Genomic DNA, 15,520 nt, shown 5'->3' with positions numbered 1-15,520 from the left:
ATTAGCTTTTAAATATGAAGCAGCTCTCCTCTTATTTTAAAAGAAAGAGGAGTTAAAATAGAATAGAAAAGAACTATGGAAATAAAAAATATAAAAACTTTAGGCGAATTAAAAAAAGTTGGATATAAAAGTAGATCTATTAAAGACGAATTAAGAGATAATTTAATTGAAAAAATAAAAAGTAAAACAACTGTTTTTGAAGGTGTACATGGTTACGAAAACACTGTGATTCCTGAGTTAGAACGTGCTATTTTATCACGACACAATATTAACTTTTTAGGATTGCGTGGTCAAGCTAAAACCCGTTTAGCACGTTTAATGCTTAATTTGTTAGACGAATATATTCCAGTTGTAGAAGGTAGTGAAATTAATGACGATCCATTGCAACCAATCTCACGTTTTGCAACCGAATTAATTGCAGAAAAAGGAGACGATACACCAATTACTTGGATGCATAGAAGCGAGCGTTTTGCCGAAAAATTAGCAACTCCAGATGTAACCGTTGCAGATATTATTGGTGACGTAGATCCAATAAAAGCAGCCAATTTAAAGTTGAGTTATGCAGATGACAGAGTAATACATTACGGAATGATTCCGCGTGCAAACCGTTGCATTTTTGTTATTAATGAATTACCAGATTTACAAGCTAGAATACAAGTGGCTTTATTTAATATTTTACAAGAAGGTGATATACAGATTAGAGGATTTAAATTACGTTTACCTTTAGATATGCAGTTTATTTTTACTGCAAATCCTGAAGATTATACCAATAGAGGAAGCATTGTAACACCTTTAAAAGATAGAATTGGATCGCAAATTTTAACGCATTATCCAACAGATATTGAAACAGCAAAAACCATTACGCAACAAGAAGCGAAATCCGATGGACGCCAAAAAGAAAGTATTCATGTGCCGGAATTAGCAAAAGATTTGTTAGAACAAATTGTATTTGAAGCACGTGAAAGTGATTTTATTGACGAAAAAAGTGGCGTAAGTGCACGTTTAAGTATTACCGCATTTGAAAACTTATTAAGTACAGCAGAGCTTAGAGGATTAAAAAATGGAGATGATACTACAACTATTAGATTATCAGACTTTTTAGGAATTATTCCTGCTATTACTGGTAAAGTTGAGTTGGTTTATGAAGGTGAACAAGAAGGTGCTGCACAAGTGGCTTATAACTTAATAGGTGAAGCGGTTAAAAGTTTATTTCCTGAGTTTTTCCCTAAGATAGAAAAATTAAAAAAACAAGAAGATGTAAGTCCTTATGATGACATTGTCTCTTGGTTTTTCAATGCTTCTGAAGGTTTTGAGCTATTAGACGGTTTACGAGACAAGGAGTATAAAAATCTATTAGATGCAGTTTCTCCTTTAGATGATTTATTAGCAGAACACCAACCAAAATTAACAAAACAAGAAAGTTATTTTGTAAAAGAGTTTGTGCTTTGGGCTTTAGTGGAATATAAACAATTAAGTAAACACAGATTTACTGAAGGGATTCAGTTTAAAGATCCTTACGGAAGTTTTATTAATGGTTTATAATTTTGAAACTTAAAACAATAAAAAAGCGCATCATTAAAATGATGCGCTTTTTTATTTAAACCAGTGTGGTAGCCACTTCTATATCACTATGTAACGTTTTATGCACTGGACATTTATCTGCAATTTGAAGAATACGTTGTATCTGTTTTTCGTCTAAGTTACCTTTTAGTTTAATCTCTCTATTAAACGTGTCAACTTTCATTTCTTTTTGTTCGCCATTTTCAACAACTTGTTTTGATACTTTAGTATGTGAAGTGTGGACTTCAATATTTTGTAAATCCCATCCTTTTCGTTTAACATACATTTGAACAGTCATTGCAGTACAAGCAGATAATCCAGCTGAGACAAACTCATATGGCGAAGGTCCAAAATCATTGCCACCAAAATTTGTAGGCTCATCAGCCATCATAGTATGACTTCCAACAGTCATTTGTGTGGTAAAACCATCTTTTGCATCTAAACTTGCAACTGCTTGATGTGTTGTCTTTACTATTTCTGTTCTAGGTATGGTAATATAGCGTTTTGCCCAAGTAGCAATCACACTTCCTACGTAAACAGAATCCTCTTTTTTCATTAATAAATGATCCGCTCCATCAAGCGTTACAAAACTTTTTGGATGTCTTGCTGCGATATAAATTTCTTCTGCATTTTCAATACCAACAGTGGTATCTTGAGGCGAATGCATAACTAATAAGGCTTTTCGTAAATTTTTAGCAACGTCTGGTAGTGACTTAGTTTCAATATCTTCTAAAAATTGTTTTTTAATTGTAAATGGTCTTCCTCCAATATTCACATTTGCTTTTCCTGTTGCCTTAATTTCTTCAACACTACTTTGTATTAAGTGCTTGACGTGTTTTGGATTGGAAGGTGCTCCAATGGTTGCAACCGCTTTAACAGATTCTATTGTAGAGGAAGCAAATATAACAGCAGCTCCACCTAAGGAATGTCCAATTAATAGGGAAGGAGCAGTATAGTTTTCTTTCAAATAATTAGAAGCACTAATTAAATCTTCTACATTTCCTGAAAAATTGGTGTTTTCAAAATCACCTTCACTTTCCCCTAAACCAGTAAAATCAAAACGTAATACTCCAAAGCCATTTGCTGTTAATTCGCGAGAAATATTTTTTACTGCAGATAAGTTTTTATTACAAGTAAAACAATGTGCGAAAATGGCAAAATTATGAGGATGTTGATTTATTGGCAGCTCTAAACGACCAACTAATTGTTGACCTTCTGCATTAGTGAAATTTATTTTTTGAATATTCATTGTGTTGCGGTTTTATATTAAGTCGAAAAAAAGTGAAAGCCTTTCAATATTTAGTCATTACCACGTATCTCTAGACTTAATATTGGCTTCGCAAAATTTAATAATCTCTGTAATTCTCTTTTCTTTTGTAGTCTCACGTTTGGCTTGGTTTAGCCAATACAAATAACTTTTTCTGTATGAAGGCGCAAAATTGTTGTAGTTTTTATAAGCTTTCGGGTTTGCATTAAACGCTAATTGTAATGCTTCGGGAATTATACCTTTTTCAACGTCATCTAAAGCAGTCCAACTTCCGTTTTTCTTTCCTGTTTTAATTATTTCTAAACCTTTTGGATGCATTAAGTCTTCTGCAAGTAAAGCTTTAACGTGTCTATTGTTAAGTGCGCTCCAAACGCTTTTTGGATTACGTTTGCAAAAATATTGTCTGCGTTTTCCATCTCCTAAACTTTTAACAGTACTATCGATCCAACCATAACACAAGGCTACTTTTACAGCTTCTTCCCAACGCATACTTTCGTTTTTGTGGTCTACTTTGTAAAAGATGAGGTAGATACCATCATCGCTGTCGTGATTGATGTGTAACCATTCTCGCCATTCAGTATCAGATTTAAAATAGTACTCGTCAGTAGTCATTTTTAAAGTGCTTTTACATTCACATAAAAATTACTATCCACTTTTATTTTAGCATCTTTAAATTTTAATTTAAGCGTTTGATTGTTTTTTGAAGGTGTAATCCATTGATTAACACCATTGACTTCAATTTGAATTGGCATTATAAAGTCATCAACTATATTAGTCCATTTGTAGTGTAATTTTTTACCTTCAACTTGATATTCAAAAACAGGAATGTTAACAGTGCGTAAATATTGATTGAAAATGCCTTTTAAATCCAATCCAGATTCTTCTGCTAAACAGTTTTCAATTTGTTGTGTTGTTACGGTTTGATGATAGAATTTTGAATTTAAAGTACGTAATATTTGTCTCCATTTTTCGTCATCTTTAACCAATTGACGAATGGTATGAAGCATGTTTGCACCTTTGTAATACATGTCGCCAGAACCTTCATTATTAACATTATAATGTCCAATTAACGGTCTGTCATTTTGAATACCTCTTCTTGTACCAATAACGTATTCTGATGAGGCTTGTTTACCGTAATAATAATCTAAAAATAAGCTTTCAGAATAAGCAGTAAAACTTTCGTGAATCCACATATCTGCAATATCTACATTGGTAATATTGTTTGCAAACCACTCGTGTCCAGCTTCATGAATGATGATAAAATCAAATTTTAAACCCCAACCTGTTCCAGATAAATCGCTACCCAAATAGCCATTCATATATTTGTTTCCGTAAGTTACAGAACTTTGGTGTTCCATACCTAAATAAGGGACTTCTACCAGTTTAAAACTATCTTCGTAAAACGGATAAGGACCAAACCAATGTTCAAAAGCTTTCATCATTTTTGGTGCATCTTTAAAATGGTTTTTTGCTTTTTCAAGGTTGTCTTTTAAGACGTAATAATTCATGTCTAAATCGCCTTTTTCGCCTTTAAAAACTTCAGAAAAGTTAGCATAATCACCAATATTAATATTTACACCATAGTTGTTAATTGGGTTTGCTACATGCCAATTAGTTGTAATTGTTTCATCTTTATTATCAATAATATTTTTAAGTCTTCCGTTAGACACATTCATTAACCCTTTTGGGATAGTAACGCTAATATCCATACTATCAACTTCGTCATACATGTGGTCTTTATTAGGCCACCAAACACTTGCGCCAAGTCCTTGACAGGATGAGGCTATAAAATGATTTCCGTTGGTATCTTTTTTCCAAGAAATTCCGCCATCCCAAGGTGCTCTAACAGCTTCACGAGGTTTCCCTTCGTAATAAGCAATTACACTATTTGTTTCACCTATATATTGTTGATCTTTAAGCATTACAAAGTGTGCATTTCCATCGTGTTTTATTTCTAGTTCTTTATTGTTTTGAGTCACTTTAGTCAATACTAATGGTTCTTGCAAGTCAATTTGTAAAACTTGGTTTGGTTTTAAAACGTTATACTGAATTGTATTTGTTCCAGCAATAGTTTTGTCTTCAGGATTAACCTTAATGTCTAAATGATAATAGCTTAAATCCCACCATTCGCGCTCAGGAGTAATACTACCACGAAGGGTGTCTTGTCTAGTAAAGTTGTTTTTTTCTTGTAGTAAGCCTTGGGCTTTTGTTGTTATATGTGGAGAAATTACAAAGAAAAGTAGTAGGTAAAGTGTATTTTTCATTACTATTAAAATTTCTTCTAAATTAATGAAAAATAAAAAACCACTTTACTTAAAAGTAGGTTTTAACTAATAATTTTTAAAATGAATTAATCGTAAATCATTAAAAATTGTTTTTTAATTTTTTATTACTACATTTGTAGTAATAAAACTATACTTGTGGATATAAAACAGTTAAATAAATCAGAACTACAAATAATGAGGTGTTTATGGATTCTTGATAAAGGATTTATGAAAGATATTGTTGAGAAGTTTCCAGAACCAAAACCAGCATATACTACTATTTCTACATTATTAAAACGAATGGTTGATAAGAAGTATATTGGGTTTGAGAGATTAGGAAGAGACAAAGTTTATTTCCCTATTCTTAAAAAGAACGACTATTTTACAAAGCAAGTAAATGGGATGATTCAGCATTTTTTCAACGATTCTAAAGCACAATTTGCATCATTTTTTACTAAAAATGCAGATTTATCGATGAAAGAGTTAGAAGATCTTCAAGCATTATTAAAACAGAAAATGGACCAAAAGAAAGCCAATGATTAGTTATTTTGTATATACCATTATTAGTTTAGGTTGTTCGTATCTAGTTTATGTCGTGTTACTCAGAAAACAAAAGACATTTCAGTTTAATCGTTTCTTTTTAATAGGCTCAATGATTTTATGTTTTGCAGCTCCATTTTTTGAATTTGAATTTCTTGATGCAGTTCCTCGTATTACAGAGATTACTGTCGAAAATTTTGATGAAACTAAAGAAGTAAATCATGATATTGAAAGTTTAGTTTTAAAAGAAACAAAAAGTATTCATTCATCCAACAAAAGTGCACTGTTTTATATTTATTTGGTAATTACACTGTTTTTCTTTTTTAGGTTTTTCAAGAATCTTTTCAAGATATATAAGCATACAAGAATCTGTTATAAACGTTTAGGTAGTCTGAAGTTAATAAAGTGTAACGATTCTGATTTGGTTTCTAGTTTTTTCAACTATATGTTTATAAATGAAAATCATAGATTAACTAACGCTGAATATTTAAGTATACTAAAGCATGAATCAGTACATAGCAAACATTTACATACTATTGATATCATACTATCAGAATTATTTATTTGTGTTTTTTGGTTTAATCCTTTTACTTGGTTATATAAAAAAGTAATACTTCAAAATCATGAGTTTATTGCAGATGAAATTTCCGTTTTATCAGGAATTGATATCGAAAAATATTCCAAAACTATAATTAATTTAGGAAAACAGGATTACCGCATTCCTTTAACTAGCGGATTTAATTTTATTCAAATCAAAAACCGACTTATTATGTTACATCAAAAGAAATCTTCTGTATTAAATCAAGCATTAAAAATTACTTCTGTTATCTTATTATTCGCAGGTATTTTTGTGTTTAGCTCTTATAAAGATTTAAAAAAACCAATTGTAGTTGTTATTGATGCTGGACATGGAGGTAAAGATTCCGGTAATAAAACCGATGTGAAAGAAAAGGAGATTACCTTAGAAATTTCTAATTTATTAGCAAGCTATAGTAATGATAAAATAAAAATTATCCAGACTAGGACGTCAGATGAGTTTATTTCACTTAATCAACGTTCAAAAATAGTAAATAATGCAAATGCAGATTTAATGATTAGCTTACACTGTACGTCAAATAAGGATAATAGTATAAATGGAGTGGAGGCATATTATAAAGATGACAATGACAATAAAGACACCTCTTATAATTATAGTGAGGTTTTAATTGAAAATAAGTTTAATGTTTTTTCAAAATCTCGTGGTATTAAGGTTGCAAATTTTTATCTCCTTAAAAATGTAAACTGTCCAGCCATATATTTAGAACTAGGTTTTTTATCTAATAAAGAGGATAAAGCTATATTGACTAATACATCAAAAAGAGAGGTTATAGCAAAATCTATTTTTGAAAGTTTAAATAAAATTAGAAGTAGTAAATAAGGAAAATAAAAAAGCTGTTTCATTACAAAACAGCTTTTTAGGGTAATTAAAACTAAAACTTAATTTTTAGAAGCAGTATTTTCCTTCTGCTTTTACTTTTTCTGCAATCTCGATACGTAAATCTACGATATCTGGATAGTTAGCATATTTTGTAAAACGCTTAAGACCCATTAACATCATGCGTTGTTCGTCTCCTTCAGCAAAAGAAATAATACTTTCTTTTCCTTTTTCTTCAACAATATCTACTGCGTGATATAAATATAATTTAGCCATTGCGATTTGTGCCGATTGTTCAGCTTCGCTAGTACGCTTAACGTTTTTCTCAGTTCTTAAAATTGCAGACTCTGCCATATAGATTTCAATTAAGATATCTGCAGCTGCAATTAATAATTGTTGGTGATCTTCTAATTGAGGACCATATTTTTGAACAGCACCACCTGCAACCATTAAGAATGTCTTTTTAAGTTTCTTAATCATTTCTTTTTCTTCTGAAAATAACTCAGAGTAATCTGGTGTTTCAAAAGATGGTATTCCCATTAATTCTTCTTGTACTTTAGAAGCAGGACCTAATAAGTCAACATGACCTTTCATTGCCTTTTTAACTAACATACCAACCGCTAACATTCTGTTAATCTCGTTAGTTCCTTCGTATATACGTGCAATTCTAGCATCTCTCCAAGCAGATTCCATAGGAGTTTCTTCAGAGAATCCCATTCCACCAAAAATTTGGATTCCTTCATCTGCACAATTTTGTACATCTTCAGATACCGCAACTTTTAATATAGAACATTCAATTGCATATTCTTCAACACCTTTAAGCTCTGCTTCTTGGTGTGTATTTCCAGCAGCTTCACGCATCGCGATTCTGTCTTCAATATTTTTAGCAGCTCTATAAGTAGCAGATTCACCAGCATAAGCACTTGCAGCCATTTCGGCTAACTTTACTTTAATTGCTCCAAAATCTGCAATAGGTGTTTTAAATTGTTTACGTTCTTTAGCATAGTTTACAGCAGTAGTTAAAATTCTTCTTTGAGAATCTAAACATGCAGCAGCTAATTTAATACGACCAACGTTAAGTGCATTCATGGCAATTTTAAAACCTTCACCACGACCAGCTAACATATTTTCAGCAGGAACAACAGTGTCGTTAAAAAATACTTGACGCGTAGAAGACGCACGAATACCTAATTTATGTTCTTCTTCACCTAAAGTAATCCCATTTGGAGTTTCTCCATTATATTCTACTATAAATCCAGTAATATTTTTATCACCTTCAATACGAGCAAAAACGATCATCACACTACAGAAACCTGCATTTGAAATCCACATTTTTTGACCGTTAATTTTGTATGATTTTCCATCTGCAGAAAGCTCAGCAGTTGTTTTACCAGAATTTGCATCAGATCCAGCTCCAGGCTCTGTTAAACAGTAAGCTCCAAACCACTCTCCCGAAGCTAATTTTGGTACGTATTTTTGTTTTTGTTCATCAGTACCATAAAGAGTAATTGGCATAGTACCAATACCTGTATGTGCACCAAAAGCAGTACTAAATGATCCAGTTCCAGAAGAAATGTAATCACATGTTAATACTGTAGAAACAAATCCCATTCCCATTCCACCAAAAGCTTCAGGTACTGCGACACTTAAAAAGCCCATGTCTCCAGCTTTACGCATAACCTCTTCAGTTAATGCATAATCTTTAGCTTCAAAACGTGCTTTATGAGGTATAATTTCACGATCATTAAATTCCATTACAGAATCTTTCATCATTGCTTGTTCTTCTGAAAAATCTTCAGGAGTAAACACATCGTCACAATTTGTTTCTTTTACTAAGAATTGACCACCTCTTAAGATGTCTTTTTCTAAATCTGCCATATTATTATTCGTTTTTAGATTTCTAGAACTAAGAATCAAGACAGCTTAAGTCCAGATTTGAAACTTGAAATCATTTTTTGTATTTGTTTTATTTTGTTTTCTAATTCTTTAAATTTTTCTTCTGAAATATAACTTTCATTAAAAGCGACATTCAGTTGTGTTTCCCATTCAAATGCCGAACCTAAACTGTGCTCTAAATAATTTGCAAAATGTTTATTTGAACTTTTGCTACTTCCTTCAGATATATTAGAAGGAATAGAAACAGCACATCTATTCATTTGACTCATTAATCCATAAGTTTCAAATTTTGGAAAACCTCGCGTTATTTTATAAGACTCTGAAACTAATTCCATACTTTCATTCCAAATTTTTAATTTTTTGAAGTTATGCATAGCGTCTAGTTTTTGTCTTTACTCTTGGTTCTAAGCGTCTTGATTCTTAATTAAGGAACTCAAATATTCCACAAGCACCTTGACCTGTACCAACACACATGGTAACTGCACCATATTTGCCTTGCATGTCACGCTTACGCATTTCGTCAAAAAGTTGTACAGATAATTTTGCACCTGTACATCCTAATGGATGACCCAATGCAATTGCACCACCATTTACGTTAATAATATCTGGGTTAAGACCAAGTTCTCTAATTACTGCTAAAGATTGAGAAGCAAAAGCTTCGTTTAATTCAATTAAAGCTAAATCGTCTTGTTTTAATCCTGCTTGTTTTAATGCTTTTGGTATTGCTTTAACTGGTCCAATTCCCATAATACGAGGCTCAACACCTGCTGCAGCATAGTTTACCATTCTTGCAATTGGTTCTAAACCTAGCTCTTTAACCATGTCTTCACTCATAACCATTACAAAAGCAGCACCATCACTCATTTGTGACGAGTTACCAGCTGTAACACTTCCTCCAGCAGCAAATACTGCTCTAAGTTTGGCTAAAGCTTCTTTACTAGTTCCTGCACGAGGTCCTTCATCTTTAGTTACTGTGTAAGATTTTGTTGCTTTTTTTCCGTTAGCATCAATGTAAGTTTGTTCCACTTCAATTGGTACTATTTGATCTTGAAAACGATTTTCAGCTTGCGCTCTTAAGGCTTTCATGTGCGAATTAAATGCAAATTCATCTTGGTCTTCACGAGATACTTTAAACTGTTTTGCTACAGCTTCGGCAGTATTTCCCATTCCCCAATAATAATCTTCGTGACCAGATTTTACAATGTCGTAGTTTAATTCTGGTTTAAAACCTGTCATTGGTACGCTACTCATACTTTCTGCACCACCAGCAATAATACAATCGGCCATTCCAGCTTGTATTTTTGCAGTTGCCATACCAATAGTTTCTACTCCAGAAGAGCAAAAACGGTTGACTGTTACACCAGGAACATCAACAATATCTAATCCCATTAAAGAGATTAAACGTGCCATATTTAATCCTTGAGAACCTTCAGGCATTGCGTTACCAACAATAACATCGTCGATACGCTTTGGGTCTAAACCTGGCAATTCCTTCATCATATACTTGATGGTTTCGGCTGCCAATTCATCTGTTCTTTTAAAACGGAACACGCCTTTTGGAGCTTTACCAACTGCGGTTCTATATGCTTTTACTATATATGCTGTTTTCATTTTTTTAGTTTCTTAAAGGTTTACCTTTTGTTAACATGTGCTGAATACGTTCTAAAGTTTTACGTTCTGTACATAAACTTAAGAAAGCTTCACGCTCTAAATCCAATAAATATTGTTCTGTTACGCGTGTTGGCTCTGATAAATCTCCACCAGCCATAACGTAAGCTAATTTATTAGCGATTTTCATATCGTGTTCAGAAATGTAATTAGAGTCTTCCATAGAGTCTGTTCCTACTAAAAACATACCTAATGCTTGTTTACCAAGAACTAAAACGTCATCTCTTTTCACGGGTTGTGTGTAACCAGAATTAGCCATTAACATAGCATGTTGTTTTGCAACAGCTATTTGACGGTCTTTGTTTACTACAACGACATCTTTTCCTTTTTGTAGTAAGTTTAAGTCAAACGCTTCATAAGCAGAAGTCGATACTTTAGCCATACCAATAGTTAAGAAATGCTCTTGTAACACGTTAAGTTGTACGTCTCCTTTTTGGAAAAGATCTTGTGCTCTTAAAGCCATTTCTTTAGAACCTCCTCCACCAGGAATAACACCAACACCAAACTCTACAAGTCCCATATAAGTCTCTGCTGCTGCAACTACTTTATCTGCGTGTAATGATAACTCACATCCACCACCTAAAGCCATTCCGTGAGGCGCAGAAATAGTTGGGATAGAAGAATAACGCATACGCATCATACTATCTTGGAAGTATTTAATAGCCATGTTAAGCTCATCATATTCTTGCTCTGCAGCCATCATGAAAATCATTCCGATGTTTGCACCAACTGAGAAGTTTGCAGCTTGGTTACCAACGACTAAACCAGCAAAATCTTTTTCGGCTAAATCAATAGCTTTATTTAATCCCGCTAAAACGTCACCACCAATAGTATTCATTTTAGATTGAAATTCTAGGTTAAGTATTCCGTCCCCTAAATCTTCAACTACAACGCCAGAATTTTTAAATACTTCGTTTGTTTTTCTAATATTATCTAAAATAATGAAGCTATCTTGTCCAGGTATTTTAGTTTGTTTTTTAGAAGGAATATCATAGTAATATGTTGCACCTTCTTTTACTGTGTAAAAAGATGTATTACCTGCAGCAACCATGTCATTAACCCAAGCAGCAGGCTGTAAACCTTCAGCTTTCATTAACTCGATTCCTTTTTCTACTCCAATAGCATCCCAAATTTGAAATGGTCCGTGTTCCCAACCAAAACCAGCTTTCATAGCATCGTCAATTTTATAAACATCGTCTGAAATTTCTGGAATACGATTAGATACGTAAGCAAATAATGCAGTGAAGCTTTTTCTGTAAAACTCACCAGCTTTATCTTTTCCTTTTACTAATACTTTAAAACGGTCAACTACTTTATCAATCGTTTTCGTTAATTCTAAAGTTGCAAATTTTGCGCGTTTGTTTGGTCTGTATTCTAAAGTGTTTAGGTCTAAAGATAGAATGTCTTTAGTACCATCTGCATTTCTTACTAACTTATAAAAACCTTGTCCTGTTTTGCTCCCTAACCATTTGTTTTCCATCATTGTATTGATGAAGTCAGGTAATTCAAATAACTCTAAACGTTCGTCATTAGGGCAATTTTCTCTAATTCCGTTTGCAACGTGAACCAAAGTATCTAAACCAACAACATCAACCGTACGGAAGGTTGCCGATTTTGGACGACCAATTACTGGTCCTGATAATTTATCAACTTCCTCGATTGTTAAATCTAAGTCTTTAACTGCGTGAAATAAACTTTGTATGCTGAAGATTCCAACTCTGTTTCCTATAAAAGCAGGAGTGTCTTTAGCAACAACAGAAGTTTTTCCTAAGAATTTTTCACCATATTCATTTAAAAATTCTAATACAGAAGGATCAGTATTTGGTCCTGGAATTATTTCGAATAATTTTAAGTAACGTGCTGGGTTAAAAAAGTGTGTACCACAGAAATGCTTTTGGAAATCTTCGCTACGACCTTCATTCATGAATTTTATTGGAATTCCTGAAGTGTTTGAAGTAATTAAAGTTCCTGGCGTTCTGTATTTTTCTAGTTTTTCAAAAACTTGTTGTTTAATGTCAAGTCTTTCTACTACAACTTCCATAATCCAGTCTACATCTGCTACTTTAGCAATGTCGTCTTCTAAGTTACCTGTAGTAATACGACTAGCAAAAGCTTGACTGTAAATAGGAGAGGGTTTAGATTTTAAAGATGCGGTTAATGCATCGTTTACTAATCTGTTTCTTACGACTTTGTCTTCTAAGGTTAATCCTTTAGCTTTTTCTTTGTCGTTTAGTTCTCTAGGAACGATGTCTAATAATAATACATCTACACCAATATTGGCGAAGTGACAAGCAATACCAGATCCCATAATTCCGGAACCAATAATCGCTACTTTTTTAATTCTACGTTTGCTCATATTATTTTAATGTGTGTTCTTTTTGATTGTATATTTTTTTGTTTGAGATCAATTCATTAATTGTATCCGAAACTTCGTAAAAGCTTTTTAATTTTTCATCAGATACGTGTTCTCTAATTGCTTCGTTAAAAACTAAAACACGCTCTTTGGCATCTTTACGTTTTTCTTTACCAAAAGGTGTTAGATAAATTAATACACCACGACCATCATTTGGGTTTGGTCGACGTACTATTAAATCTAATTCTTCCATACGTTTTAGGATTCTGGAAAGACTAGTTGCTTCCATACCCATAATTGGACCTAATGAGGTGGAAGGTGTTCCTTCTTCTTGATCAATACTTAATAAAGTAAAACCAGTAGCCATAGTTGTACCAAATTTAGCAGCTTCTTCGTTGTACATTTTATTAACCGCTAACCATGTGGTTCTAAGGACGTAATCTATGGTTTTGTCTTTCATATTGGAATCATTATAAATGGTTATCTTTTCAAAGATAGTAAAAATTTATTATGCATGCATAATAAATTTAAAATTAGTGCATAAAAAAAAGCTACCAAAATTTAGATAGCTTTTTTGCAGATAAGATTTATTTTAAAGTATTAATAACCATAAATATCGTTGTATAATGCTTTATATTTTTCTTTAATTATTTTACGCTTAAGTTTTAAAGTAGGAGTTAAGTGTCCACCTTCTACAGTCCAAGCTTCGGCTGTTAATCTAAATTGTTTAATTTTTTCCCACTTAGCAAATTTAGTGTTTGCTGTGTCTATCTCTTCTTGTATACGAGCTATTACTTCTGGATTAGCAACTAACGCTTCGTTAGTACCTAATGTTTTGTTATGTATTTTGGCCCAATTTCTGATAAATTCAAAATCTGGTTGTATTATCGCTGCTGGCATTTTTTCGCCTTCACCAATAACCATTATTTGATCTATAAATCTAGATTGTTTACATCTGTTTTCTAATAATTGTGGTGCTACATATTTACCACCAGAGGTTTTAAACATTTCCTTTTTACGATCGGTAATTTTTAAAAAGCCTTCGTCGTCAATAACACCTATATCTCCAGTGTGGAAATAGCCATCTTTAATAACTTCGGCAGTTTTGGCTTCGTCTTTGTAATATCCCATCATGACCTGAGGTCCTTTTACACAAATTTCTCCGTCTTCGGCAATTTTAACTTCAGTACGATCTAATAATTTGCCGACAGTACCTATTTTAAATCCTCCGTTGCGCATATCATTTACAGATACTACAGGAGAGGTTTCGGTTAATCCATAACCTTCCATAACACCAAATCCTGCAGCATTAAATACACGTGCTAATCTAGGTTGCAAAGCAGCACTACCAGATGCCATTACTTTAACTTCGCCTCCAAGTGCAGCTTTCCATTTGCTAAATATTAATTTATTAGCAAGATTTAGTTTTTGTGTGTACCACCAACCATTTTCGCCATAAGGTTTGTATTGCAGCCCAACGTCTACAGCCCAGAAAAATAATTTTTTCTTAATTCCTGTTAACTCAGCACCTTTAGCAATGATTTTGTCATATACTTTTTCTAGTAATCTAGGTACAGCAGTCATTACTTGTGGTTTAACCTCTTGTGCGTATTCGCTTATTTGGTCAATAGGAGCGTAGTGTATTGAGGCACCACAGTATTGGTATAAATATATAAGCATGCGCTCATAGACGTGGCATAATGGTAAAAAACTTAAGGCTTTAGCTGTTCCTAATCCGATAGGTATTCTTTTAAAACTTTCTAAAGCATTGCTAACTAAATTATCGTGCGATAGCATTACACCTTTAGGTTTTCCAGTAGTTCCGGAAGTATATATTAAAGTAGCTAGGTCACTAGCTTTTACATTATCTTTTAACTTTTCAACTTCATTTTGGTTAGATTGATCTTTTCCTAACTCTAATACTTCGTTCCAATTTTTGCAATTTTCTAATTGATCAAAGCAATAAACTTCTATTAACGATGGTACTTCTGCTTTTATTTTTATGACTTTATTATAAACTTCTTGACACGATATAAAACAATATTTGGCTTCTGCATGATTTAAAACGTATGCATAATCCTCTTCGGATATTGTAGGATATACAGGGACATTTTGTGCACCAAGTTGTAAAATACCAATATCCATTATATTCCATTCTGTGCGATTGGTTGAGGATATTACTGCTATTTTATCGTTTTTTGAAACACCTAATCTTAGTAGTCCTCTACTAATTGTATTAGCTTGTTCTAAGTATTTTTTTGTAGAAATTGATACCCATTTACCATCATATTTTGTTGATAATGAATTTTCAAGATTGTATTTTTCAAGTTGATAGTATGGGAAATCGAAGAGTCTAGTTATTTCTATCATTAGATTATTTGCGAAGTTGTTAAGAGTTGCAAAGTATGAAATTTTATTTCCATTTCAAATAGCAGTAAAAAAAAGGAGCTGTAATTAAACAGCTCCTATGCTAACTGATTGATAGCGTGAATATATGCTTTTTTGATTTTTATTTAATAACTAACTATTTTTAAATGAATCCCTTAACTTTCATTTAA

At 32.7% G+C, this 15,520-nt stretch carries 12 protein-coding genes; 3 read left to right on the top strand and 9 right to left on the bottom strand.

The features are described from left to right. Positions 1-75: 75 nt before the first annotated feature. Positions 76-1,542, top strand: a complete 1,467-nt coding sequence (locus JM82_RS08025; RefSeq protein ID WP_145002205.1) for a sigma 54-interacting transcriptional regulator — start codon at positions 76-78, stop codon at positions 1,540-1,542. A gap of 55 nt (positions 1,543-1,597) precedes the next feature. Here JM82_RS08025 and JM82_RS08020 read toward each other — a convergent pair whose 3' ends face one another. The 3 genes from JM82_RS08020 to JM82_RS08010 are packed head-to-tail and all read right to left on the bottom strand — an operon-like array spanning position 1,598 to position 5,091. Beyond that, positions 1,598-2,809, bottom strand: a complete 1,212-nt coding sequence (locus JM82_RS08020; RefSeq protein ID WP_145002203.1) for a bifunctional alpha/beta hydrolase/OsmC family protein — start codon at positions 2,807-2,809, stop codon at positions 1,598-1,600. A gap of 57 nt (positions 2,810-2,866) precedes the next feature. Beyond that, positions 2,867-3,439: a YdeI/OmpD-associated family protein gene (locus JM82_RS08015; RefSeq protein ID WP_145002201.1), complete on the bottom strand. Its 573-nt coding sequence runs from the start codon at positions 3,437-3,439 to the stop codon at positions 2,867-2,869. 2 nt (positions 3,440-3,441) lie between these two features. Then, the gene (locus JM82_RS08010; RefSeq protein WP_145002199.1) at positions 3,442-5,091 is read right to left on the bottom strand and encodes a M1 family metallopeptidase; all 1,650 of its coding nucleotides are present in this window, start codon (positions 5,089-5,091) and stop codon (positions 3,442-3,444) included. Positions 5,092-5,247: 156 nt separating this feature from the next. On the opposite strand from JM82_RS08010, the gene JM82_RS08005 reads away from it, so the two are divergent. Both JM82_RS08005 and JM82_RS08000 read left to right on the top strand, forming a co-directional pair. After that, a complete protein-coding gene (locus JM82_RS08005) occupies positions 5,248-5,634 on the top strand; it encodes a BlaI/MecI/CopY family transcriptional regulator (protein WP_145002197.1) in 387 nt (128 codons plus the stop codon). Further along, positions 5,627-7,048 (top strand): N-acetylmuramoyl-L-alanine amidase, encoded by a 1,422-nt coding sequence (locus tag JM82_RS08000; RefSeq protein ID WP_145002195.1) that lies wholly within the window; start codon positions 5,627-5,629, stop codon positions 7,046-7,048. The genes JM82_RS08005 and JM82_RS08000 overlap by 8 nt, the downstream gene beginning before the upstream one ends. A 66-nt stretch (positions 7,049-7,114) precedes the next feature. Here JM82_RS08000 and JM82_RS07995 read toward each other — a convergent pair whose 3' ends face one another. The 6 genes from JM82_RS07995 to JM82_RS07970 form a co-directional block, all read right to left on the bottom strand. Continuing rightward, the gene (locus tag JM82_RS07995) at positions 7,115-8,923 is read right to left on the bottom strand and encodes an acyl-CoA dehydrogenase family protein (protein ID WP_145002193.1); all 1,809 of its coding nucleotides are present in this window, start codon (positions 8,921-8,923) and stop codon (positions 7,115-7,117) included. A gap of 35 nt (positions 8,924-8,958) precedes the next feature. After that, positions 8,959-9,315 (bottom strand): four helix bundle protein, encoded by a 357-nt coding sequence (locus JM82_RS07990; protein WP_145002191.1) that lies wholly within the window; start codon positions 9,313-9,315, stop codon positions 8,959-8,961. Positions 9,316-9,361: 46 nt separating this feature from the next. Beyond that, the gene (locus JM82_RS07985; RefSeq protein WP_145002189.1) at positions 9,362-10,552 is read right to left on the bottom strand and encodes an acetyl-CoA C-acyltransferase; all 1,191 of its coding nucleotides are present in this window, start codon (positions 10,550-10,552) and stop codon (positions 9,362-9,364) included. Between the two features lie 4 nt (positions 10,553-10,556). After that, positions 10,557-12,965 carry a 3-hydroxyacyl-CoA dehydrogenase NAD-binding domain-containing protein gene (locus JM82_RS07980; protein ID WP_145002187.1) on the bottom strand — a complete coding sequence of 803 codons (2,409 nt, stop codon included), beginning with the start codon at positions 12,963-12,965 and terminating at the stop codon, positions 10,557-10,559. A 1-nt stretch (position 12,966) separates the two neighbouring features. Further along, entirely contained in the window at positions 12,967-13,422 is a 456-nt protein-coding gene (locus JM82_RS07975) for a MarR family winged helix-turn-helix transcriptional regulator (RefSeq protein ID WP_145002185.1), read from the bottom strand. A 140-nt stretch (positions 13,423-13,562) separates the two neighbouring features. Beyond that, positions 13,563-15,332 (bottom strand): AMP-dependent synthetase/ligase, encoded by a 1,770-nt coding sequence (locus tag JM82_RS07970; protein WP_145002183.1) that lies wholly within the window; start codon positions 15,330-15,332, stop codon positions 13,563-13,565. Positions 15,333-15,520 lie beyond the last annotated feature (188 nt).

This window comes from Olleya sp. Hel_I_94 (assembly GCF_007827365.1).
Classification (GTDB): Bacteria; Bacteroidota; Bacteroidia; order Flavobacteriales; family Flavobacteriaceae; genus Olleya.
The sequence above is the reverse complement of the archived record's forward strand: the minus strand, read 5'-3'. Positions and strand labels throughout refer to the sequence as shown.

Coding starts and splice junctions, on each gene's coding strand:
- JM82_RS07980 (WP_145002187.1), bottom strand. CDS start 12,965: ATGAGCAAACGTAGAATTAAAAAAGTAGCGATTATTGGTTCCGGAATT.
- JM82_RS07990 (WP_145002191.1), bottom strand. CDS start 9,315: ATGCATAACTTCAAAAAATTAAAAATTTGGAATGAAAGTATGGAATTA.
- JM82_RS08000 (WP_145002195.1), top strand. CDS start 5,627: ATGATTAGTTATTTTGTATATACCATTATTAGTTTAGGTTGTTCGTAT.
- JM82_RS07975 (WP_145002185.1), bottom strand. CDS start 13,422: ATGAAAGACAAAACCATAGATTACGTCCTTAGAACCACATGGTTAGCG.
- JM82_RS08010 (WP_145002199.1), bottom strand. CDS start 5,091: ATGAAAAATACACTTTACCTACTACTTTTCTTTGTAATTTCTCCACAT.
- JM82_RS07985 (WP_145002189.1), bottom strand. CDS start 10,552: ATGAAAACAGCATATATAGTAAAAGCATATAGAACCGCAGTTGGTAAA.
- JM82_RS07970 (WP_145002183.1), bottom strand. CDS start 15,332: ATGATAGAAATAACTAGACTCTTCGATTTCCCATACTATCAACTTGAA.
- JM82_RS08025 (WP_145002205.1), top strand. CDS start 76: ATGGAAATAAAAAATATAAAAACTTTAGGCGAATTAAAAAAAGTTGGA.
- JM82_RS08020 (WP_145002203.1), bottom strand. CDS start 2,809: ATGAATATTCAAAAAATAAATTTCACTAATGCAGAAGGTCAACAATTA.
- JM82_RS07995 (WP_145002193.1), bottom strand. CDS start 8,923: ATGGCAGATTTAGAAAAAGACATCTTAAGAGGTGGTCAATTCTTAGTA.
- JM82_RS08015 (WP_145002201.1), bottom strand. CDS start 3,439: ATGACTACTGACGAGTACTATTTTAAATCTGATACTGAATGGCGAGAA.